At 59.2% G+C, this 20,282-nt stretch carries 24 protein-coding genes; 11 read left to right on the top strand and 13 right to left on the bottom strand.

All coding sequences use genetic code 11. The features are described 5' to 3' along the window. Positions 1-158: 158 nt before the first annotated feature. The 10 genes from hisC to AC1DIG_RS13205 all read right to left on the bottom strand — a co-directional run bounded on the left by hisC (position 159) and on the right by AC1DIG_RS13205 (position 8,127). Positions 159-1,211 (bottom strand): histidinol-phosphate transaminase, encoded by a 1,053-nt coding sequence (hisC, locus tag AC1DIG_RS13160; RefSeq protein ID WP_477767661.1) that lies wholly within the window; start codon positions 1,209-1,211, stop codon positions 159-161. Between the two features lie 2 nt (positions 1,212-1,213). Continuing rightward, positions 1,214-2,539 (bottom strand): histidinol dehydrogenase, encoded by a 1,326-nt coding sequence (hisD, locus tag AC1DIG_RS13165; RefSeq protein ID WP_477767662.1) that lies wholly within the window; start codon positions 2,537-2,539, stop codon positions 1,214-1,216. A 125-nt stretch (positions 2,540-2,664) separates the two neighbouring features. Continuing rightward, positions 2,665-3,300 (bottom strand): ATP phosphoribosyltransferase, encoded by a 636-nt coding sequence (hisG, locus tag AC1DIG_RS13170; protein WP_007941260.1) that lies wholly within the window; start codon positions 3,298-3,300, stop codon positions 2,665-2,667. Positions 3,301-3,426: 126 nt separating this feature from the next. Continuing rightward, positions 3,427-4,692 (bottom strand): UDP-N-acetylglucosamine 1-carboxyvinyltransferase, encoded by a 1,266-nt coding sequence (gene murA, locus AC1DIG_RS13175; protein ID WP_427530124.1) that lies wholly within the window; start codon positions 4,690-4,692, stop codon positions 3,427-3,429. Between the two features lie 22 nt (positions 4,693-4,714). Further along, entirely contained in the window at positions 4,715-4,966 is a 252-nt protein-coding gene (locus AC1DIG_RS13180) for a BolA family protein (RefSeq protein WP_019691904.1), read from the bottom strand. A 114-nt stretch (positions 4,967-5,080) separates the two neighbouring features. Continuing rightward, positions 5,081-5,386, bottom strand: a complete 306-nt coding sequence (locus AC1DIG_RS13185) for an STAS domain-containing protein (RefSeq protein WP_477767663.1) — start codon at positions 5,384-5,386, stop codon at positions 5,081-5,083. Continuing rightward, entirely contained in the window at positions 5,383-6,042 is a 660-nt protein-coding gene (locus AC1DIG_RS13190) for an MlaC/ttg2D family ABC transporter substrate-binding protein (RefSeq protein ID WP_477767664.1), read from the bottom strand. The genes AC1DIG_RS13185 and AC1DIG_RS13190 overlap by 4 nt, the downstream gene beginning before the upstream one ends. A gap of 11 nt (positions 6,043-6,053) precedes the next feature. Continuing rightward, complete coding sequence (gene mlaD / locus AC1DIG_RS13195) at positions 6,054-6,521, bottom strand: outer membrane lipid asymmetry maintenance protein MlaD (RefSeq protein WP_019691901.1); 468 nt, start codon at positions 6,519-6,521, stop codon at positions 6,054-6,056. After that, complete coding sequence (gene mlaE / locus AC1DIG_RS13200; protein ID WP_477767665.1) at positions 6,521-7,318, bottom strand: lipid asymmetry maintenance ABC transporter permease subunit MlaE; 798 nt, start codon at positions 7,316-7,318, stop codon at positions 6,521-6,523. Before mlaE ends, mlaD begins: the two co-directional genes overlap by 1 nt. Next, positions 7,318-8,127 carry an ATP-binding cassette domain-containing protein gene (locus AC1DIG_RS13205; protein ID WP_145015817.1) on the bottom strand — a complete coding sequence of 270 codons (810 nt, stop codon included), beginning with the start codon at positions 8,125-8,127 and terminating at the stop codon, positions 7,318-7,320. Before AC1DIG_RS13205 ends, mlaE begins: the two co-directional genes overlap by 1 nt. Positions 8,128-8,404: 277 nt before the next feature. Here AC1DIG_RS13205 and AC1DIG_RS13210 point away from each other — a divergent pair, with 277 nt between their 5' ends. The 10 genes from AC1DIG_RS13210 to AC1DIG_RS13255 all read left to right on the top strand — a co-directional run bounded on the left by AC1DIG_RS13210 (position 8,405) and on the right by AC1DIG_RS13255 (position 15,458). Then, a complete protein-coding gene (locus tag AC1DIG_RS13210; protein ID WP_477767666.1) occupies positions 8,405-9,379 on the top strand; it encodes a KpsF/GutQ family sugar-phosphate isomerase in 975 nt (324 codons plus the stop codon). Continuing rightward, on the top strand, positions 9,379-9,903 hold the full coding sequence (locus AC1DIG_RS13215; protein WP_477767667.1) for a KdsC family phosphatase: 525 nt from the start codon (positions 9,379-9,381) through the stop codon (positions 9,901-9,903). The genes AC1DIG_RS13210 and AC1DIG_RS13215 overlap by 1 nt, the downstream gene beginning before the upstream one ends. Positions 9,904-9,910: 7 nt before the next feature. Further along, a complete protein-coding gene (lptC, locus tag AC1DIG_RS13220) occupies positions 9,911-10,483 on the top strand; it encodes an LPS export ABC transporter periplasmic protein LptC (RefSeq protein WP_477767668.1) in 573 nt (190 codons plus the stop codon). Further along, on the top strand, positions 10,470-11,015 hold the full coding sequence (gene lptA, locus AC1DIG_RS13225) for a lipopolysaccharide transport periplasmic protein LptA (RefSeq protein ID WP_477767669.1): 546 nt from the start codon (positions 10,470-10,472) through the stop codon (positions 11,013-11,015). Before lptC ends, lptA begins: the two co-directional genes overlap by 14 nt. Then, a complete protein-coding gene (gene lptB / locus AC1DIG_RS13230) occupies positions 11,015-11,740 on the top strand; it encodes an LPS export ABC transporter ATP-binding protein (RefSeq protein ID WP_019691895.1) in 726 nt (241 codons plus the stop codon). Before lptA ends, lptB begins: the two co-directional genes overlap by 1 nt. 181 nt (positions 11,741-11,921) lie before the next feature. Continuing rightward, positions 11,922-13,415 (top strand): RNA polymerase factor sigma-54, encoded by a 1,494-nt coding sequence (locus AC1DIG_RS13235; RefSeq protein ID WP_477767670.1) that lies wholly within the window; start codon positions 11,922-11,924, stop codon positions 13,413-13,415. Between the two features lie 109 nt (positions 13,416-13,524). Next, on the top strand, positions 13,525-13,833 hold the full coding sequence (gene hpf, locus AC1DIG_RS13240; RefSeq protein ID WP_054593994.1) for a ribosome hibernation-promoting factor, HPF/YfiA family: 309 nt from the start codon (positions 13,525-13,527) through the stop codon (positions 13,831-13,833). 12 nt (positions 13,834-13,845) lie between these two features. After that, positions 13,846-14,310 carry a PTS IIA-like nitrogen regulatory protein PtsN gene (ptsN, locus tag AC1DIG_RS13245; protein WP_054593995.1) on the top strand — a complete coding sequence of 155 codons (465 nt, stop codon included), beginning with the start codon at positions 13,846-13,848 and terminating at the stop codon, positions 14,308-14,310. 2 nt (positions 14,311-14,312) lie between these two features. Beyond that, positions 14,313-15,170 carry an RNase adapter RapZ gene (gene rapZ, locus AC1DIG_RS13250; protein WP_427530107.1) on the top strand — a complete coding sequence of 286 codons (858 nt, stop codon included), beginning with the start codon at positions 14,313-14,315 and terminating at the stop codon, positions 15,168-15,170. 15 nt (positions 15,171-15,185) lie between these two features. Beyond that, positions 15,186-15,458, top strand: coding sequence for an HPr family phosphocarrier protein (locus AC1DIG_RS13255; RefSeq protein ID WP_019691890.1), 273 nt, complete (start codon positions 15,186-15,188; stop codon positions 15,456-15,458). Between the two features lie 244 nt (positions 15,459-15,702). Here AC1DIG_RS13255 and pmbA read toward each other — a convergent pair whose 3' ends face one another. Continuing rightward, a complete protein-coding gene (pmbA, locus tag AC1DIG_RS13260; RefSeq protein WP_477767671.1) occupies positions 15,703-17,049 on the bottom strand; it encodes a metalloprotease PmbA in 1,347 nt (448 codons plus the stop codon). A 108-nt stretch (positions 17,050-17,157) separates the two neighbouring features. Here pmbA and yjgA point away from each other — a divergent pair, with 108 nt between their 5' ends. Continuing rightward, complete coding sequence (yjgA, locus tag AC1DIG_RS13265; protein ID WP_054593999.1) at positions 17,158-17,682, top strand: ribosome biogenesis factor YjgA; 525 nt, start codon at positions 17,158-17,160, stop codon at positions 17,680-17,682. Between the two features lie 48 nt (positions 17,683-17,730). Here yjgA and tldD read toward each other — a convergent pair whose 3' ends face one another. Further along, entirely contained in the window at positions 17,731-19,173 is a 1,443-nt protein-coding gene (gene tldD / locus AC1DIG_RS13270; RefSeq protein WP_054594000.1) for a metalloprotease TldD, read from the bottom strand. Positions 19,174-19,178: 5 nt separating this feature from the next. Then, positions 19,179-20,039, bottom strand: coding sequence for a carbon-nitrogen hydrolase family protein (locus AC1DIG_RS13275; protein WP_019691886.1), 861 nt, complete (start codon positions 20,037-20,039; stop codon positions 19,179-19,181). Positions 20,040-20,282 lie beyond the last annotated feature (243 nt).

Raw genomic sequence — 20,282 nt, forward strand, 5'->3', positions numbered from 1 at the left:
CCCAGCCCTCTCCCCAAGGGGGAGAGGGGGAAGGGAGCCGATCTCTGTTGTTTTCAAATCTGAGTTCGGCTTGATCTCTCAGGTCGCAGCATATCGACCAACCCCCTCGGTCAGTCCCCTCGCCCCTCTGGGGAGAGGGTTAGGGTGAGGGGTCGATTTCAGAGACTGCCCAAACCGTCGATCAACGCCTGATTCTGCTCTGGCGTACCGATGGTGATGCGCAGGAACTGGGCAATCCGTTCCTGCTTGAAGTGCCGGACGATCACGCCTTGCTCGCGCAACTTCGCCGCCAGGCCTGCCGCGTCATGCTGCGGGTGACGGGCGAAGATGAAGTTCGCTGCCGACGGCAATACCTCAAAGCCCTTCTCCTGCAATTGCTTGACCACCCACTCGCGACTGTCGATCACCAACTGACAGGTCTTGTCGAAGTGCTCGCGATCGGCAAACGCCGCTGCCGCACCGACAATCGCCAGGCGATCCAGAGGATAGGAGTTGAAGCTGTTCTTGATCCGCTCCAGCGCCTCGATCAGGTCCGGATGCCCCACCGCCAGGCCCACGCGCAAACCGGCCAGCGAGCGAGACTTGGAGAGGGTCTGAGTCACCAGCAGGTTCGGGTAACGGTCGACCAGGCTGATTGCGGTTTCGCCGCCGAAGTCGATGTAGGCTTCGTCGACCACCACCACCGAATCAGGGCTGGCCTTGAGGATTTGCTCCACAGCGTCCAGTGCCAACAGGCAACCGGTCGGTGCATTCGGGTTGGGGAAAATGATCCCGCCGTTTGGCTTGGCGTAGTCCGAGACGCGAATCTGGAACTGCTCGTCCAGCGGCACCGCATCGAATGGAATGCCGTACAAGCCGCAATACACCGGATAAAAGCTGTAGCTGATGTCCGGGAACAGCAGCGGTTGGCCGTGCTGGAACAGACCGTGGAAAATATGGGCCAGCACTTCATCGGAACCGTTGCCGAGGAACACCTGATTGCCCTGCACGCCGTAATACTCGGCCACCGCCTGCTTGAGCAGGTCGCTGTTGGGGTCCGGGTACAGACGCAGGTTGTCGTTCAGTTCGGTCTGCATCGCCGCCAGTGCTTTAGGCGATGGGCCGTAAGGGTTTTCGTTGGTGTTGAGCTTGACCAGCTTCGCCAGTTTCGGCTGCTCGCCCGGTACGTACGGCACCAGATCCTTGACGAATGGACTCCAGAATTTACTCATGCTCATTTCCCCTGCTTGTCGTCAACGATGCGGTATTCGGCGCTGCGGGCGTGAGCGGTCAGCGACTCGCCACGGGCCAGCACGGAAGCGGTCTTGCCCAGCTCGGAGGCACCCTGCTCAGAGCAGAAGATGATCGACGAACGTTTCTGGAAGTCATACACACCCAGCGGCGAGGAGAAACGCGCGGTGCCGGAAGTCGGCAGCACGTGGTTGGGACCGGCGCAGTAATCGCCCAAGGCCTCGGACGTGTGGCGGCCCATGAAGATCGCACCGGCGTGGCGGATCTGCGGCAGCCAGGCTTGCGGATCAGCGACCGACAGCTCCAGGTGTTCCGGCGCAATGCGGTTGGCCACGTCGATGGCCTGCTGCATGTCGCGCACCTGGATCAGCGCACCACGGCCATTGATCGAGGTTTTAATGATTTCGGCGCGTTCCATCGTCGGCAGCAGTTTGGCGATGCTTGCCGCAACCTTGTCGAGGAACCCGGCGTCGGGGCTGACCAGAATCGCCTGGGCGTCTTCGTCGTGCTCAGCCTGGGAGAACAGGTCCATGGCGATCCAGTCCGGATCGGTCTGGCCGTCGCACACTACGAGGATTTCCGAAGGGCCGGCAATCATGTCGATACCGACCTGGCCGAACACGTGACGCTTGGCGGTGGCGACATAGATGTTGCCCGGGCCAACGACCTTGTCGACCTTCGGCACGCTTTCAGTGCCATAGGCCAGCGCGGCAACCGCTTGCGCGCCACCGATGGTGAACACCCGGTCGACGCCAGCGATGCACGCCGCCGCCAGCACCAGTTCGTTGACTTCACCGCGTGGCGTCGGTACGACCATGACCACTTCGGTCACGCCGGCAACCTTCGCCGGAATCGCGTTCATCAACACCGAAGACGGATAAGACGCCTTGCCGCCCGGTACGTACAGACCGGCGCGATCCAGCGGCGTGACCTTCTGGCCCAGCACCGTGCCGTCGGCTTCGGTGTAGCTCCAGGAATCCTGCTTCTGTTTTTCGTGGTAGCTGCGCACCCGCGCCGCGGCTTTTTCCAGCGCTTCGCGCTGAGGCACGGTGATCCGGGTCAATGCCAGTTCCAGGCGCTCGCGTGGCAGGATCAGGTCGGCCATCGACGCCACTTGCAGGCCGTCGAACTTCTGGGTGAATTCAACCAGCGCCGCGTCGCCGCGTTCACGCACAGCCTTGATGATGTCCAGCACCCGCTGATTGACCGAGTCGTCAGACACACTTTCCCAGCTCAGCAGATGATCCAGATGATGCGCGAAATCCGGGTCAGCAGCGTTGAGTCGGCGAATTGCAGTCGGTGCGGTCATAGCGAGAGCCTCATAGGATTGGCAAAAACTCAGGCACCCGAAGCTAGCACTCCATCCGCTTGGGCACCTGAGAATTCTGGCTATGAGGCGGATAGACGGGCGCGACTTAACGTCGCGCAGGTGAATCAGCCGCGGTGTCGAGACTCCACTGCCTTGCGCAGGGTGTCGATCAACGCCTGGATACGGGCGTGCTGCATTTTCATCGAAGCTTTGTTGACGATCAGCCGGGAGCTGATGGCAGCAATGAAATCCTGTGGCTCCAGGCCGTTGGCCCGCAGCGTGTTACCGGTATCGACCACGTCGATGATCTTGTCCGCCAGACCGATCAGCGGTGCCAGCTCCATCGAGCCATAAAGCTTGATGATGTCGACCTGACGACCCTGCTCGGCGTAATAACGCTTGGCAACGTTGACGAACTTGGTGGCAATGCGCAGACGGCCCTTGGGCTCGACCGCGCCGACTTTACCGGCGGTCATCAGCTTGCACTGGGCAATTTGCAGGTCCAGTGGCTCGTACAGGCCCTGGCCGCCGTATTCCATCAGCACATCTTTACCGGCGACGCCCAGGTCAGCGGCACCATGCTCGACGTAGGTCGGCACATCGGTGGCGCGCACGATCAGCAAGCGCACGTCGGCCTGGGTCGTGGGGATGATCAGCTTGCGGCTCTTGTCCGGATTCTCGGTCGGCACGATGCCCGCTTCAGCCAGAAGCGGCAGGGTGTCGTCGAGGATGCGGCCCTTGGACAGTGCGATGGTCAACATGGGAAACGTCAGTCCTTATCAAGGTACTCATGCCCGGTCGCAAACGGCGCCGGACACACATCGGGGATAAAACACCCCCGACTACAACAAATCAACGGGCACTTCCCTGTGCCCATGAAGCAGGAACTAGCCCGGTACGCGGCGGATTTTCGCGCCGAGCATCTGCAGTTTCTCTTCGATGCACTCGTAACCACGGTCGATGTGGTAGATGCGATCGATCAGCGTGTCGCCTTCAGCGATCAGCGCCGAAATCACCAGGCTGGCCGAAGCCCGCAGGTCGGTGGCCATGACTGGCGCGCCCTTGAGTTTTTCGATGCCGGTGACGATCGCAGTGTTGCCTTCGACCTGGATGTGAGCGCCCATGCGGTGCAGTTCATAGACGTGCATGAAGCGGTTTTCGAAGATCGTCTCAATGACAGCGCCAGTGCCTTCGGCAATCGCGTTGAGGGAGATGAACTGCGCTTGCATGTCGGTCGGGAACGCCGGGTACGGAGCCGTACGCACGTTGACGGCTTTCGGCCGCTTGCCGTGCATGTTCAGCTCGATCCAGTCTTCGCCGGTAGTGATTTCAGCACCGGCTTCCTTGAGTTTTTCCAGAACGGCTTCAAGGATGGTCGGATCGGTGTCCTTGACCTTCACGCGGCCGCCAGTCACGGCAGCAGCCACCAGGTAAGTACCGGTTTCGATACGGTCCGGCATCACTTTGTAAGTGGTCGTGTGCAGACGCTCGACGCCGTCGATGGTGATGGTGTCGGTGCCGGCACCGGAAACCTTCGCACCCATGGCGTTCAGGAAGTTCGCCAGGTCGACGACTTCAGGCTCGCGAGCGGCGTTAGCCAGAACGCTGCGGCCCTTGGCCAGGGCGGCCGCCATCATGATGTTCTCGGTACCGGTCACGCTGACGGTATCGAAGAAGAAGTTTGCACCGCGCAGGCCGCCTTCTGGCGCCTTCGCCTTGATGTAGCCGCCTTCCACGTCAATGACTGCACCCATGGCCTCAAGGCCACGGATGTGCAGGTCGACCGGACGCGAGCCGATGGCGCAACCGCCAGGCAGTGCAACTTCAGCTTCACCGAAACGCGCGACCATCGGGCCCAGAACCAGAATCGACGCACGCATGGTTTTAACCAGTTCGTACGGAGCGATCAGGGTCTTGATGGTCCGCGGGTCGATTTCAACGCTGAGTTTCTCGTCGATCACCGGCTCAATGCCCATGCGACCGAACAGCTCGATCATGGTGGTGATGTCGTGCAGGTGCGGCAGGTTGGCGACCGTAACCGGGCCATCGCACAGCAGCGTTGCCGCCAGAATCGGCAGGGCAGAGTTCTTTGCCCCGGAAATGCGGATTTCGCCATCAAGACGAACACCGCCGGTAATAATCAGTTTATCCATAAGAATCTCGACGCCCTTGGGCTCAGGTGCGCTCGGCCCAGGCCGCGCTGCTGAAAAATTTCATAGTGACCGCATGGATGCTGCCATCGGTGATCCATGGGTTCAAATGGGCATAGATCTGCTGCTGACGCTTGACCGGGCTCAATGCCGCCAGTTCATCGCTAATCACGTTCAGCTGAAAGTTGCAGCCTTCGCCCTCAACTTCTACCTGTACTGATAAAAGAGTCTCGGACAGCTTTCCTTCAAGAAAGCTCTTCACTTCGTTGGCCTGCATGCTCAACCTCAATCGGCGCCCTGTGCGCGCGGGTCGGACATCATACAAAAAAGCCCCGCGCCTGCGAACCCCGCATAGCAGGACTCTGACGGGGGGCTTCTTTATAGATGATAGTTAGGGGTGTGCCAACAGCTCGGTCAATTCGCTGACCTGAGCGATTTCACGCATGTCGTCAGGCAAGGCACGAATGCTCAACGCCTTGCCCGCCGCTTGCGCGTCACGCATGAAACACAGCAACAACGACAAACCGACGCTGCTGGACTTTTGCACACCCGAGCAATCAACCACCAGGGCTGGCGCCGTGCTCGACTTGATCAAGGCCTGGCCCTGCTTGCGCAACGCCGGCCCGGTACGGTAATCGAGTACGCCGCTGAGCTTCAGCTCACCGGCCTCGCCCATGCTGACAGCCGACTCACTCATTGGGCGGGCTTCTTCTGAGTCGTTTCTGCTTCGGTCTTTTCCTTGGCTTTGGCGACTTCACCGGCCCAACCATTGATGGTCGCGTCCAGGTTATTGCCATTGCGCTGCATCGCGTCGCTGAACTGATCACGGAACAGCTTGCCAATGTTGATGCCGTTGATGATCACGTTACGCAGCTTCCACTCGCCATTGATCTTTTCGAGTGTGTAAGACACAGGATAGATCGCGCCATTGCTGCCTTTGACTGTCATGCCAACGCTTGTACGGTCTCCCGACTCATCCTTGGCAGGGTCGACGGTAATGCCCTGATTGTTGTACTCGAGCAAGGCATTGCCATAGAACTGGAAGAGCCCGCGCTTGAAGTTATCTTCAAAGGTCTTCATTTGCGCAGGCGTGGCTTTTTTCGAGTATTTGACCGTCATGATGCTCTTGGAAATGCCCTCGGCATCCACCACGGGCCCGACGATGCTGTTCAAGGAATCGTAAAAGCCTTTCGGATCCTGCTTGTACTTCGCTTTATTCGCCGTCAGGTCGGCGAGCAACCGATTGGTGGTGTCCTGCACGATATCGTGCGCGGACTGCGCAGCCACGGCGTTACCCATGAAGGGCAAGACCGCCAGTAATACCAACAGGCCACGTCGCAAGGTTGAGATCATGAAAAAACTCCTTATTTGGCGTCTTTGCTAACGGTATTGAGCAGGAATTTACCGATCAGGTCTTCGAGCACCAGCGACGACTGCGTGTCATGGATGGTCCCGCCATCCTTGAGTAGAGACTGTTCCCCACCCACGCTGATACCGATGTATTTCTCACCCAACAGGCCTGCCGTGAGGATAGATGCAGTGGAGTCAGTCGGCAGATTATCTACGCGCTTTTCCAGCTGCATGGTCACTCGTCCGGTGAAGCTGTCGCGATCCAGATCGATTGCCGTGACCTTGCCGATGGTCACACCGGCCATGGTCACTTTTGATCTGACCGTCAAACCGGCGATATTGTCGAAATACGCATAAAGTTTATAGCTGTCGGTGCTCGAAACAGGGGACAGTCCACTGACCCGCAGGGCAAGCAACACTAAAGCCAGGATGCCAGCCAGCAAGAAAAGGCCGACACCGATTTCCAGGGTGCGGTTTTGCATCAGAAATCTCCAAACATCAAGGCAGTCAAAATAAAGTCCAGGCCGAGGATGGCCAATGAGGCGTACACCACGGTTTTGGTGGTGGCACGACTGATCCCTTCGGAAGTGGGTTCACAGTCGTAGCCTTGGAATACGGCGATCCAGGTCACGACGAAGGCAAATACAATGCTTTTAATGATGCCATTGAACACGTCGCCGTCGAACGTCACGCTGTTTTGCATGTTCGACCAGTAGGAACCTTCATACACACCCAACCAGTCGACGGCCACCCAGGAACCGCCCCAGATCCCGACCACGCTGAAAATCATCGCCAGCACCGGAAGGGAGATGAAGCCGGCCCACAGACGAGGGGCAATGATGTACTTGAGCGGGTCGACGCCAATCATTTCCAGACTGGATAACTGCTCGGTGGACTTCATGTTGCCGATCTCGGCGGTCAATGCAGAACCGGCACGCCCGGCGAACAGCAACGCGGTCACCACCGGCCCCAGTTCACGCAACAGTGTCAGCGCAACCATCTGCCCAACCGCTTGCTCCGAACCGTAGCTGGACAAAATGTTGAAGCCTTGCAGCGCCAGCACCATCCCGATGAATATCCCGGAGACCACGATGATCACCAGGGACATCACGCCGACCGAGTGCAACTGTTTGACCAGCAAGCCAAATGCGCCACTGACACCACCACGCCCCAGCAGGGCGTGAAACAGGAACAGTGATGAACGGCCGAGCACCGCGACGCTGTCGATGCCGGCCTGGCCGAATCGACGAACTCTCTCTATTAGTGAAATCTTGCGCATCAGCGCTTCCCCAGAAGATCTGCGCGGTAATCCGTCGCTGGAAAGTGGAACGGTACCGGCCCGTCTGGATCACCCTTCATGAATTGGTGAATCCGCGGATTATCGGAGTTCATCAGTTCATCGGGAGTCCCCTGCCCCAACACCTGCCCATCACCTACGACGTACAGGTAGTCGGCAATACTCGCGGTTTCGGCCAGATCATGGGAGACCACGATACTGGTGATGCCCAAGGCGTCGTTAAGCAGGCGGATCAGGCGCACCAGAACGCCCATGGCGATTGGGTCCTGCCCCACAAAAGGTTCGTCGTACATCAGAATTTGCGGATCGAGGGCAATGGCCCGTGCCAGCGCGACACGGCGCTTCATGCCGCCGGACAACTCATCGGGCATCAGGTCGATGGCACCACGTAACCCTACCGCCTGCAATTTGAGCAAGACGATGTCACGGATCATTTCATCCGGAAGCTGGGTATGAACACGCAACGGAAAGGCGATGTTTTCGAAAACATCGAGGTCCGTGAACAGCGCGCCGCTCTGAAACAGCACGCCCATATGCTTGCGCGCATCGAACAGGTCGCTACGAGACAGCGTGGGCAAATTTTGCCCGTTGACCCACACTTCGCCACCTGAAGGGCGCAACTGCGCGCCCATCAGGCGCAGCAGCGTGGTTTTTCCGCAACCGGAAGGTCCCATGATGCCGGTAACCTTGCCGCGCGGAATGCGAATATCGACATTATTGAAAATGCTGCGCGCGCCGCGCTTGAAGGACACACCCTTCAGCTCGACCGCGTAGGCGTTATCGGCACTCATCTAAACTCCTTGCGATGCAAGCCTCTCACTCGGACGCCGGGCTCCCTGCCGAGAGCACACAACATCCTGGGCAGGCCGAACTGGCGACGAACTATATCACTGCTAATACAATGCGCCCAAGGCCGAAGCCCGCAGCGTTCAGCATCAAGACAGGCAAAAAGACCCAAGTTTCAGCGTTTGCGGGGGTCGCCTGAATAAAGCACGACGAACTAACGTGAGGGATTTGCTCATTACCGCTATAATCGCCGCCTTTTCATCAGGCTATACGATTTCTGACATGAGCCAATCCAGCGACCTGATTCAATCAGCACAACGCACCATCCGCCTCGAGCTTGAAGCCGTAGAAGGCTTGCTGCCCCACATCGACGCAGATTTCGTACGCGCTTGCGAGATGATTCTGGCCAGCAAAGGCCGCGTAGTCGTGGTCGGCATGGGCAAATCCGGGCACATCGGCAACAAGATTGCCGCCACCCTCGCCAGCACCGGCACCACGGCCTTTTTCGTGCACCCGGCCGAAGCCAGTCACGGCGACATGGGCATGATCACTCGCGATGACATCATCCTCGCGCTGTCGAACTCCGGTTCCACCAACGAAATCGTCACGCTGCTGCCACTGATCAAGCGTCTGGGCATCAAGCTGATCAGCCTGACCGGCAATCCTGATTCGCCGCTGGCCAAGGCTGCCGAAGTGAACCTCAATGTTCATGTCGAGCACGAAGCCTGCCCGCTGAACCTGGCACCGACCTCCTCCACCACGGCGGCACTGGTAATGGGTGATGCACTGGCCGTTGCCTTGCTCGAAGCCCGCGGCTTCACTGCCGAAGACTTCGCGTTTTCACACCCCGGCGGCGCTCTGGGTCGCCGGTTGTTGCTGAAAGTCGAAAATGTCATGCACGCGGGCCAGGAATTGCCGCAAGTCGTGCGTGGCACGCCGCTCAAAGACGCGCTGATGGAAATGACCCGCAAGGGCCTGGGCATGACCGTGGTACTGGAAGCTGACGGCAAACTCGCCGGCATTTTCACGGACGGCGACCTGCGCCGCACGCTGGACCGGACCATCGACATCCATCAAGCCATCATCGACGACGTCATGACCCCTCATGGCAAGACTGCCCGCGCCGAAATGCTTGCTGCCGAAGCCCTGAAAATCATGGAAGACCACAAAATCAACGCACTGGTGGTGGTCGACAGCGAGGACCGTCCGGTGGGCGCCTTGAACATGCACGATTTGCTGCGTGCAGGAGTAATGTAATGAGCGCGGACCTGCTGCAACGCGGCAAAAACATCAAGCTTGCGGTTTTCGACGTCGATGGCGTGCTGACCGACGGTCGCCTGTACTTTCTCGAAGACGGCAGCGAATTCAAGACCTTCAACACCCTCGACGGCCAGGGCATCAAGATGCTGATGGCCTCCGGCGTGACGACCGCCATCATCAGCGGACGCAAGACCCCGGTGGTCGAGCGACGCGCCAAAAACCTTGGCATTCCTCACCTGTATCAGGGCCGCGAGGACAAACTGGTGGTGCTCGACGAGCTTCTGGCACAACTGGGCCTAAGCTATGAACAGGTTGCCTATCTGGGTGACGACCTGCCGGATCTGCCGGTGATTCGCCGCGTTGGCCTGGGCATGGCAGTGGCCAATGCCGCCAGCTTCGTCCGCGAAAACGCTCACGGCGTCACTCAGGCCCGTGGCGGCGAAGGTGCCGCTCGCGAGTTCTGTGAACTGATCCTGCGCGCCCAGGGCAACCTTGAAGCGGCTAATGCCGCGTACCTATGAGCCACTTATGCTGAGCAAGAAGATTCGCAACATACTGTTTTTCGGGGTCATTGCCGCGTTGCTCGCGGCCGTTGGCTACTGGAATATCAGCCCGGAACGCTTTCTCGACAAGCCGGTAGCGCACGTCGACGAGAATCAGATCGACTACTACGCCATCAACGCCCACAGCGTGCAGTACCTGCCCGATGGCAAATTGCAGTACGACTTGACGTCCGACAAGGTCGAGCATGTCAAAGCGACCGACATCACCCTGCTGACCAATCCCGACCTGAACATGTATCGGGGCACCGTGTACCCCTGGCACGTCCAGAGCGAACGTGGCGAAGTCAATTCAGGCGGCACTGAAGTTGAATTGATCGATTCGGTACGTATCGCACGCACCGACGAACAGAACCGCCCGATGCTGATTACCAGTAGTCGTATGACTGTATTCCCGCAACAGCAATATGCGCAGACCGAGCAAGCCGTTAGAATCGACGGCGCTGGTGGTGTATCGACGGGTAACGGAATGAAAGCGTATTTGAAAGAAAGCAGGATACACCTGCTATCGAACGTAAGAGGACAGTATGAGGCTCGTTAAAACTCTCCCTATTTTGCTCAGTCTGGGCGCAGCACTGGGAAGCGTGAGCGCCTGGGCTCTGCCGAACGATAGCCAGCAACCCATTCGCATTCAGGCTGACGATGCTCAGCTGGACGACAAGAATGGCGTGGCCACCTACAAAGGTGACGTGATCATTACCCAGGGCTCGATGATCATCAAAGGCAACACCGTGACCATCACCCGCACCAAGGCCGGCGACATCGATGTCGTGACCTCGGTGGGCAACCTGGCGTATTTCGAGCAGCTGCAAAAGCCGACCGACACGAAACCCGTCCAGGGCTATGGGGTGACTATCCAGTACCATGCTGCGCAAAACCGCATCGTACTGATTGACCGCGCCAAGGTGATCAACGAAGGCAACACTACCGAAGGCGAGAAAATCGTCTACGACACCGTCAAGCAGGTTGCTAACGCAGGCCGCGCTACCGGTTCATCGGTGACCGCTCCACGCCCACGGGTCGATATGGTTATCCAGCCGAAAAAGAAAACCGACGAGCAGAAGGCCCAGTAATGGCAACTCTGAAAGCCCAGCATCTGGCCAAGAGCTACAAGAGCCGCCAGGTCGTGCGTGACGTCAGCCTGTCGATCGACAGCGGCCAGATCGTCGGCCTGCTAGGCCCGAACGGTGCCGGCAAAACGACCTGCTTCTACATGATCGTGGGCCTGGTCCAGGCCGATCAGGGTCGCGTACTGATCGACGACCTCGACGTCAGCCACCAGCCAATGCATGGTCGTGCACGGGCAGGGATCGGCTATCTGCCACAAGAAGCGTCGATCTTCCGCAAACTCTCGGTTGCCGACAACATCATGGCCATCCTCGAGACCCGCAAGGAACTCGACAAGGCCGGTCGTCGCAAAGAGCTGGAAAGCCTGCTGCAGGAATTCCACATCAACCACATCCGCGACAACCTCGGCATGAGCCTTTCCGGTGGCGAACGTCGCCGTGTGGAAATCGCTCGCGCCCTGGCCACGGCACCGAAATTCATCCTGCTCGACGAACCTTTCGCCGGCGTGGACCCGATTTCGGTGGGTGACATCAAGCAGATCATTCATCACCTCAAGGCCAAGGGTATCGGCGTGCTGATCACGGACCACAACGTTCGTGAAACTCTGGACATCTGCGAAACCGCCTACATCGTCAACGACGGGCAACTGATCGCCGAAGGCGACGCCGAAACCATCCTGGCCAACGACCTGGTCAAGGAAGTGTATCTGGGCCATGAGTTCCGCCTGTAAGCACTGAGGTGTCTGGTCAGTCGCCGGAGCGCTTGCCCCAATAAAACTATACGTATTTATTGTTACAGCGCTCTAGGCAAACACTTCAGTTTCAGGCATATAATTTGCTTATGTTTGGCGCTCCGGCGCCCTGTAGTGGATGGCGCATGTGCGCCGGCGAATAAGGTGTTAAGCCCCTGCCATGAAACCATCGCTAGTCTTGAGAATGGGCCAGCAGCTGACGATGACACCGCAGCTGCAACAGGCCATCCGCCTGCTCCAATTGTCGACCCTGGACCTGCAACAGGAAATCCAGGAGGCACTGGAGTCCAATCCAATGCTCGAACGCCAGGAAGAAGGCGACGACTTCGATAACGCCGATCCGATGGCGGACAACATCGAGCAGAAACCCAACACCGACATCCAGGAACCCTCCTACCAGGAAACCGCGCCGACGGTCGATAACCTCGAGGAAGGCGACTGGAACGAGCGCATCCCTAACGAACTGCCGGTCGACACCGCCTGGGAAGACGTTTACCAGACCAGCGCCAGCAGCCTGCCGAGCAACGATGACGACGAATGGGATTTCACCACTCGCACGTCCGCCGGCGAAAGCCTGCAGAGCCATCTGCTCTGGCAATTGAACCTGGCGCCGATGTCCGACACCGATCGGCTGATCGCGGTGACCCTGATCGACTGCATCAACAATCAGGGCTATCTGGACGAAACCCTCGAGGAAATCCTCGAAGCCTTCGATCCGGAACTGGACATCGAGCTCGACGAAATCGAAGCCGTCCTGCATCGCATCCAGCAATTCGAGCCGGCCGGTATCGGCGCACGCAACCTTAGCGAATGCCTGTTGCTGCAATTGCGGCAATTGTCCGCCAAGACCCCTTGGCTGGCCGAGGCCAAGCGCCTCGTCATCGATTTCATCGACCTGCTGGGCAGCCGCGACTACAGCCAGCTGATGCGCCGCATGAAGCTCAAGGAAGATGAGCTGCGCCAGGTCATCGAACTGGTGCAGAGCCTCAACCCGCGTCCGGGCTCGCAGATCGAGTCCAGCGAAGCCGAATACGTGGTACCTGACGTCATCGTGCGCAAAGACAACGAGCGCTGGCTGGTAGAGCTGAACCAGGAGTCGGTTCCGCGTCTGCGCGTCAACCCGCAGTACGCCGGCTTCGTCCGTCGCGCCGACACCAGCGCCGACAACACCTTCATGCGCAATCAGTTGCAGGAAGCGCGCTGGTTCATCAAGAGCCTGCAAAGCCGTAACGAAACCCTGATGAAAGTCGCCACCCAGATCGTCGAGCACCAGCGCGGCTTCCTTGAGTACGGCGATGAGGCCATGAAGCCGTTGGTCCTGCATGACATCGCCGAAGCGGTCGGCATGCACGAGTCGACGATTTCACGGGTGACCACGCAAAAATTCATGCATACCCCACGCGGTATTTATGAACTGAAATATTTTTTCTCCAGCCATGTCAGCACCTCCGAAGGCGGTGAATGCTCATCCACAGCGATTCGCGCAATCATCAAAAAACTGGTTGCTGCGGAAAATCAGAAAAAGCCGTTGAGTGACAGCAAGATCGCTGGTTTACTGGAGGCACAAGGCATTCAGGTGGCCCGCCGCACCGTCGCCAAGTACCGCGAGTCCCTGGGGATCGCGCCTTCGAGCGAACGCAAGCGGTTGATGTGACGGGCTACGCCATAGCGTTCCAGGGTGTGTTCGAAAGCTTTTCGGACACGCTCTAGTGGCAGGCAAGCCAGCCTGCCGCCTTATGCACTGGCAACGAAGGAGAAGCTGTATGCAAGTCAACATCAGTGGACACCAACTGGAAGTGACCGAACCCCTGCGCATCTACATCGGCGAAAAGCTCGACCGATTAGAAAGGCATTTCGACAAGATCACCAATGTGCAGGTCACGTTGACCGTCGAGAAGCTGCTGCAGAAAATCGAAGCCACGCTGCATATCCCCGGTGGAGAAGTGGTCGCCAACGCTGAGCATAACGACATGTATGCCGCGATCGACGCCCTGACCGACAAGCTGGATAAACAACTCAAAAAGCATAAGGAAAAGACCCAGAGCCTCCTCCAGGGCGCGACCGGTCGTTAACACTCCCAACCCATGATCCGACTTGAAAACATCCTGACCCCCGGCCGTTCTTTGGTGAACGTGCCGGGCGGCAGTAAGAAGAAAGCCCTCGAACAAATTGCCAACCTGATCGCCCGAGAAGTGCCGGGTCTGGCCATGCAGGATGTCTTCGAGAGTCTGGTCGCCCGTGAAAAACTCGGTTCCACCGGTTTTGGCAACGGCATCGCCATCCCCCACTGCCGCCTCAAAGGTTGCGAGTCGCCCATCAGTGCCTTGATGCACCTGGACGCCCCAATAGATTTCGACGCCATCGACGGTGCTCCGGTCGACCTGCTGTTCGTTTTGCTGGTCCCGCAAGCCGCTACCGATGCGCACCTGGAACTGCTCCGCCAGATCGCCAGCATGCTCGATCGTAAAGAAGTCCGCGATCGCCTGCGCAGCGCAAAAAGTAATGAAGCCTTGTATCAGGTTGTCCTCGACGAGCAGAACGGTCACTAATCATGCGCTTGATCATCGTCAGCGGCCGCTCTGGCTCAGGTAAAAGCACTGCCCTCGATGTACTGGAGGACAACGGCTACTACTGCATCGACAACCTCCCGGCCGGCCTGTTACCGGAACTGGCCGAGCGTGCACTGATTCACACCGAACTGGCGCAACCGCTGGTTGCGGTTTCCATCGATGCGCGCAACCTGCCGAGCCACCTGTCACGTTTCCCGGAACTCCTGGAAGAAGTGCGCAGCCGGCACATTCAATGCGATGTGCTGTACCTGGACGCCGACGAAGAAACCTTGCTCAAGCGTTTCTCGGAAACCCGTCGCCGTCACCCGCTGAGCAACGCCAACCGCTCGCTGGCCGAAGCCATCGAAGACGAGACCAATCTGCTGGGGCCGATTGCCGACCTGGCAGACCTCAAGGTCAATACCACCAATCTGAACCTGTATCAGCTGCGCGATACCATCAAGTTGCGCCTCTTGAACCAGCCAGAGCCGGGCACTGCGTTTCTGGTGGAATCCTTCGGTTTCAAGCGGGGCATGCCGGTGGATGCCGATCTGGTGTTCGACGTACGTTGCTTGCCGAACCCGTACTGGAAGCCGGAACTGCGCGCTCAGTCCGGGCTGGACCAGCCGGTTGCCGAGTATCTGGCGGCTCAGCCGGATGTCGAAGAGATGTTCCAGGACATCTCCACTTACCTGCTCAAATGGCTGCCGCGCTTTGCCGCCAGCAACCGCGCTTACGTCACCATCGCCATTGGCTGCACCGGCGGGCATCACCGCTCCGTCTACCTGACCGAACGCCTGGGCCAGGTCCTGCAACAATCCCTGAAGAACGTCCAGGTTCGCCACCGCGACCTTAGCTAAAGGATTCACACCGCGATGCCTGCTCTGGAAATTGAAATCATCAACAAACTGGGTCTGCATGCCCGTGCTTCCGCCAAATTCGTGGGCGTTGCGGGTCAGTTTCCCTGCCAGATCAGAGCCGGACGCACACCGCAATCCATGGTCGACGGCAAAAGCATCATGGCCATGATGATGCTCGCGGCTGGCAAAGGCACCAAGATCCACCTGAGCACTGAAGGTGAACAGGAGCAGGAAGCGATGGACGCATTGGTGGCACTGATCAACAACTTCTTCGACGAAGGCGAGTAAGCACACAACCTTTTGGCGAGGGCTTGTGTGGCGAGGGGGCTTGTCGGAACGCCGCACCGCCCCGCTCGATCGCGAAGCGGTCGTAATCCAACAATCGCATTCCACCTGAATATTCGCGGCGGCTGGCTTTAGGGCCGCTCCGCGCCCCAACGGGGGCAAGCCCCCTCACCACAGGGTTTGCTTCAGGCAATAAAAAAGCGCGCCACCCMTTGGGTGGCGCGCTTTTTTTGTATCGCGCTGGCGCTTAGCTGCCCGCGACGGTCATCCGCTCGATCAACACCGAACCGGTGCGAATGTTGCTGCGCAGTTCCAGGTCATTACCCACCGCAATGATCTGCTTGAACATGTCGCGCATGTTGCCGGCAATAGTCACCTCCTGGACCGCGAACTGGATTTCACCGTTCTCGACCCAGAAGCCCGCTGCGCCGCGAGAGTAGTCACCGGTGACCATGTTCAAACCCTGGCCCATCAATTCGGTCACCAGCAAACCACGCCCCATGCGTCGCAACAGCGCCGCCTGGTCTTCGTCGCCGTGGGTAACGAACAGATTGTGCACGCCACCGGCGTTAGCGGTGCTTGGCATGCCGAGTTTGCGCCCGGAATACGTACCCAGCACATAAGACACCAACTCACCCTTCTCGACGAACGGTTTGGCGTACGTCGCCAGACCATCGCCATCGAATGCCGAACTGCCCAAGGCGCGCATCAGGTGTGGACGCTCATCGATAGTCAGCCATTCAGGGAACAGTTTCTGGCCCAGCGCGCCTTCGAGGAACGACGACTTGCGGTACAGGTTGCCGCCCGAAATCGCGCCGAGGAAACTGCCGAACAAACCTCCCGCCAGCTCTGCGGAAAACAGCACCGGCACTTCGCAGGTCGGCACCGGACGTGCGCCCAAGCGGCTGGCCGCCCGTTGCGCCGCGCGCTGGCCGATGCTCACCGGATCGGCCAGCAGATTGCCCTGGCGATTGACGTCATACCAATAGTCGCGCTGCATCTGGCCGTCAGCTTCGGCAATCATCACGCAGCTCAGGCTGTGACGCGTCGACGCATAACCACCGACAAAACCATGGCTGTTGCCGTACACACGACAACCCTGGTGCGTGCTTAAGGTGGTGCCATCGGCGTTCAGGATCCGGCTGTCGGTGGCAAACGCCGCCGCTTCACAGGCCAGCGCCCGCTCGATTGCTTGCTCTGGTGTAATGTCCCATTCATGGAACAAGTCGAAGTCCGGCAAGTCCTTGGCCATCAGCGCGGCGTCGGCCAGGCCCGAGTGTTCGTCTTCGGAAGTGTGCTTGGCAATGGCCAGGGCGGCGGCGACGGTTTCACGAATCGCCTCGGGGCCACTGGCCGAGGTGCTGGCCGAGCCTTTGCGCTGGCCCACATACAAGGTGATGCCAAAACCCTGGTCACGGTTGAACTCAACGGTTTCAACTTCCCGCTGACGCACCGTGGTCGACAGGCCTTGCTCCAGAGACACAGCCACTTCGCAGGCGCTGGCACCCTGGCGCCTGGCTTCGGCGATGATCTGCTCGACTTGCTCTTGCAGTGCCGGCAACGCTTGTGGGCCGACGCTTTCAACTGCACTCATGCTGTTCTCCACTCAAATTCTGCTTTCGGTTAAGGTCATCGAGCGACCGGGCCGGACAAGCGGCCCCCGACTGGTTATCATGGCGGCGTTTCTTTGCGGACTGCCACCATGGTTGATTCTTACGACGACTCCCTCGACGGGGGAGAAAAAAGCAAATCCCAGGTCAAACGCGAGCTGCATGCTCTGGTTGACCTTGGCGAGCGCCTTACAACACTCAAGCCTGACTTGCTGGCAAAACTGCCGTTGACCGACGCTTTGCGCCGGGCTCTGGCCGATGCGCCCAAGCACACCGCGAACATCGCGCGTAAACGGCACCTGCAGTTCATCGGCAAGCTGATGCGCGATCAGGACACCAGCGCCATTTTGGTGCTGCTGGACCAACTCGATGCCTCCACTCGCCAGTACAACGAACGTTTCCACGGTCTGGAACGCTGGCGGGATCGCTTGATCGCCGGCGACGATGCCGTACTGGAAAAGTTCGTCGTCGACTACCCGGACGCGGATCGCCAGCAACTGCGCTCCATGATCCGTCAGGCCCAGCACGAGCTCGCCCAAAGCAAGCCTCCTGCTTCCAGCCGAAAAATCTTCAAGTACATCCGTGAGCTGGACGAGACTCAACGCGGTTTGCGTTAGTCTTCGACCGGGGTGTTCGGCCATGCCGCGCACCCCAGGCTCCATCCTTTACGCGCCCGTGCCACCCACGGTGATCGCGTCGATTTTCAGGGTTGGCTGGCCGACACCCACCGGCACCGACTGACCATCCTTGCCGCACGTCCCTACCCCGCTGTCCAGCGCCAGATCGTTGCCGACCATCGACACCCGACTCATGGCTTCCGGACCGTTACCGATCAACGTTGCGCCTTTGACCGGCGCAGTAATCTTGCCATCCTCGATCAGGTACGCCTCGCTGGTGGAGAACACGAACTTGCCGCTGGTGATGTCGACCTGACCACCGCCCAGGTTGGCGCAGTAGATACCCTTCTTCACCGAGGCAATGATTTCTGCCGGATCGCTTTCGCCACCCAGCATGTACGTGTTGGTCATGCGCGGCATCGGCAGGTGCGCGTAAGACTCGCGACGACCGTTACCAGTGCGCGCCAAGCCCATCAGGCGAGCATTGAGTTTGTCCTGCATGTAGCCCTTGAGCACGCCGTTTTCGATCAGCGTGGTGCACTCGGTCGGGGTGCCTTCGTCATCGATACTCAGCGATCCACGGCGACCGGCCAGTGTGCCGTCATCGACGATGGTGCAGAGTTTGGAGGCAACCATTTCACCCATGCGGCCGCTGTAGGCCGAACTGCCCTTGCGGTTGAAATCGCCTTCCAGACCATGACCGACCGCTTCGTGCAGCAACACGCCGGACCAGCCCGATCCCAGAACCACCGGCAAGGTACCCGCCGGCGCCGGAATGGCTTCGAGATTCACCAACGCCTGGCGCAATGCCTCACGGGCGTAGCTCATGGCACGGTCTTCAGCGAGGAAATAGCGGTAATCGGTACGCCCGCCGCCGCCATGACCACCGCGTTCGCGGCGACCGTTCTGCTCGACGATCACGCTGACATTGAAGCGCACCAGCGGTCGTATATCTGCCGCCAGACCACCGTCGGTGGAGGCCACCAGAATCCGTTCCCAGACCCCGGCCATGCTAACGGTGACTTGCTGGATACGCGGATCGAGCGCGCGAGTGGCCACGTCGATACGCTTGAGCAGCTCGACTTTCTCGGCGCGGGTCATCACTTCCAGCGGGTTATCGGGCCCGTACAAACGGGCAACGTCCTGGGTACTGAACGCCTGCACCGTACCGTTCTGCCCGGCGCGGGAGATAGAACGCGCGGCACGGGCTGCCAGGCCCAGGGCTTCAAGGGTGATCGCATTGCTGTAGGCAAAACCGGTTTTTTCACCCGATTGCGCACGCACGCCGACACCTTGATCGAGGTTGAAGCTGCCTTCCTTGACGATACCGTCTTCGAGCGCCCAGGACTCGGAGATCTGTCCCTGGAAATACAGGTCGGCCGCATCGATGCCCGGGCCGGCCAGGTCACCCAACACGCTTTGCAGGTTCTCGATCGTCACGCCGCCCGGCGCAAGCAGATGTTCACTGACTGAGGACAACAACTCGCTCATAGGTTTTACGCCTTAATTCCACGTTCTGAGGCAGGTCGCTGCGCGCCCTGCGAGAAAAAGCGCCGGTGACTGGACACCGGCATCCGCGCCCGGATGGACGCCTGTTCGCTGCTATCGCGTTCGGCCAGCAGCACGGCCTCGCCTTGATCCTGTTCCGCCAGCACACGCCCCCACGGGTCAACAATCGCCGCATGGCCAAAGGTTTCACGCGGTCCCGGATGAGTTCCACCCTGGGCGGCCGCCAATACGTAACACTGGGTTTCGATGGCCCGCGCGCGGATCAACACTTCCCAATGAGCCGCGCCTGTCACCGCCGTAAACGCTGACGGAGCAGTAATCAGTTCTGCCCCGGCGGCGCGCAATTCGCTGTACAGCTCCGGAAAGCGCAAGTCATAGCAAACCGTCAGGCCAACCCGACCGACCGGCGTATCGGCAACGACAACCTTACTGCCATGAGCATAGTCATCGGATTCACGGTAGCGTCCGCGATTGTCCGCCACATCGACATCGAACAAATGCAGCTTGTCATAGCGCGCCACCGCTTCACCGTGCTCATCGATCAGTAACGAGCAGGCATTGGACTTCGCCTGCGGTTGATCCACCGGCGGTAACGGCAAGGTGCCGGCCACTATCCATAACTTGAGGTCACGAGCGGTCTGTTTCAACCACGGCAGGATCGGGCCTTCGCCCAAGGCTTCGGCACGACCGATGTCAGCGATGTCGCGACGGCCCATGGCCGCAAAGTTTTCCGGCAACACCGCCAGTCGCGCACCGCCCGCAGCTGCTTGCTCGAGCAGGTGCCGAGCCTGGATCAGGTTGGCCGGCACATCGCTCTGGCTGACCATTTGAATCACCGCAAGAGACATGGCCCTTTCCTTATTTGATCTCTAATCGCTTTGCATCTGCCTTGCAAATACCCGTAGCAGCTGGCGTAGCCTGCGTTCGGCTGCACAGCAGTCGTAATATCAAACACCGCGGTTTTTCAGGTAAACCGTGCATTCCGAATTTACGACTGCTTCGCAGCCGAACGCAGGCTTCGCCAGCTGCTACAAGGAGCGTATGCAACGACATAAAAAACCTATAGCCATGCTACTCCATAGGCTTGGAGA

This window comes from Pseudomonas sp. 05N431 (assembly GCF_056397005.1).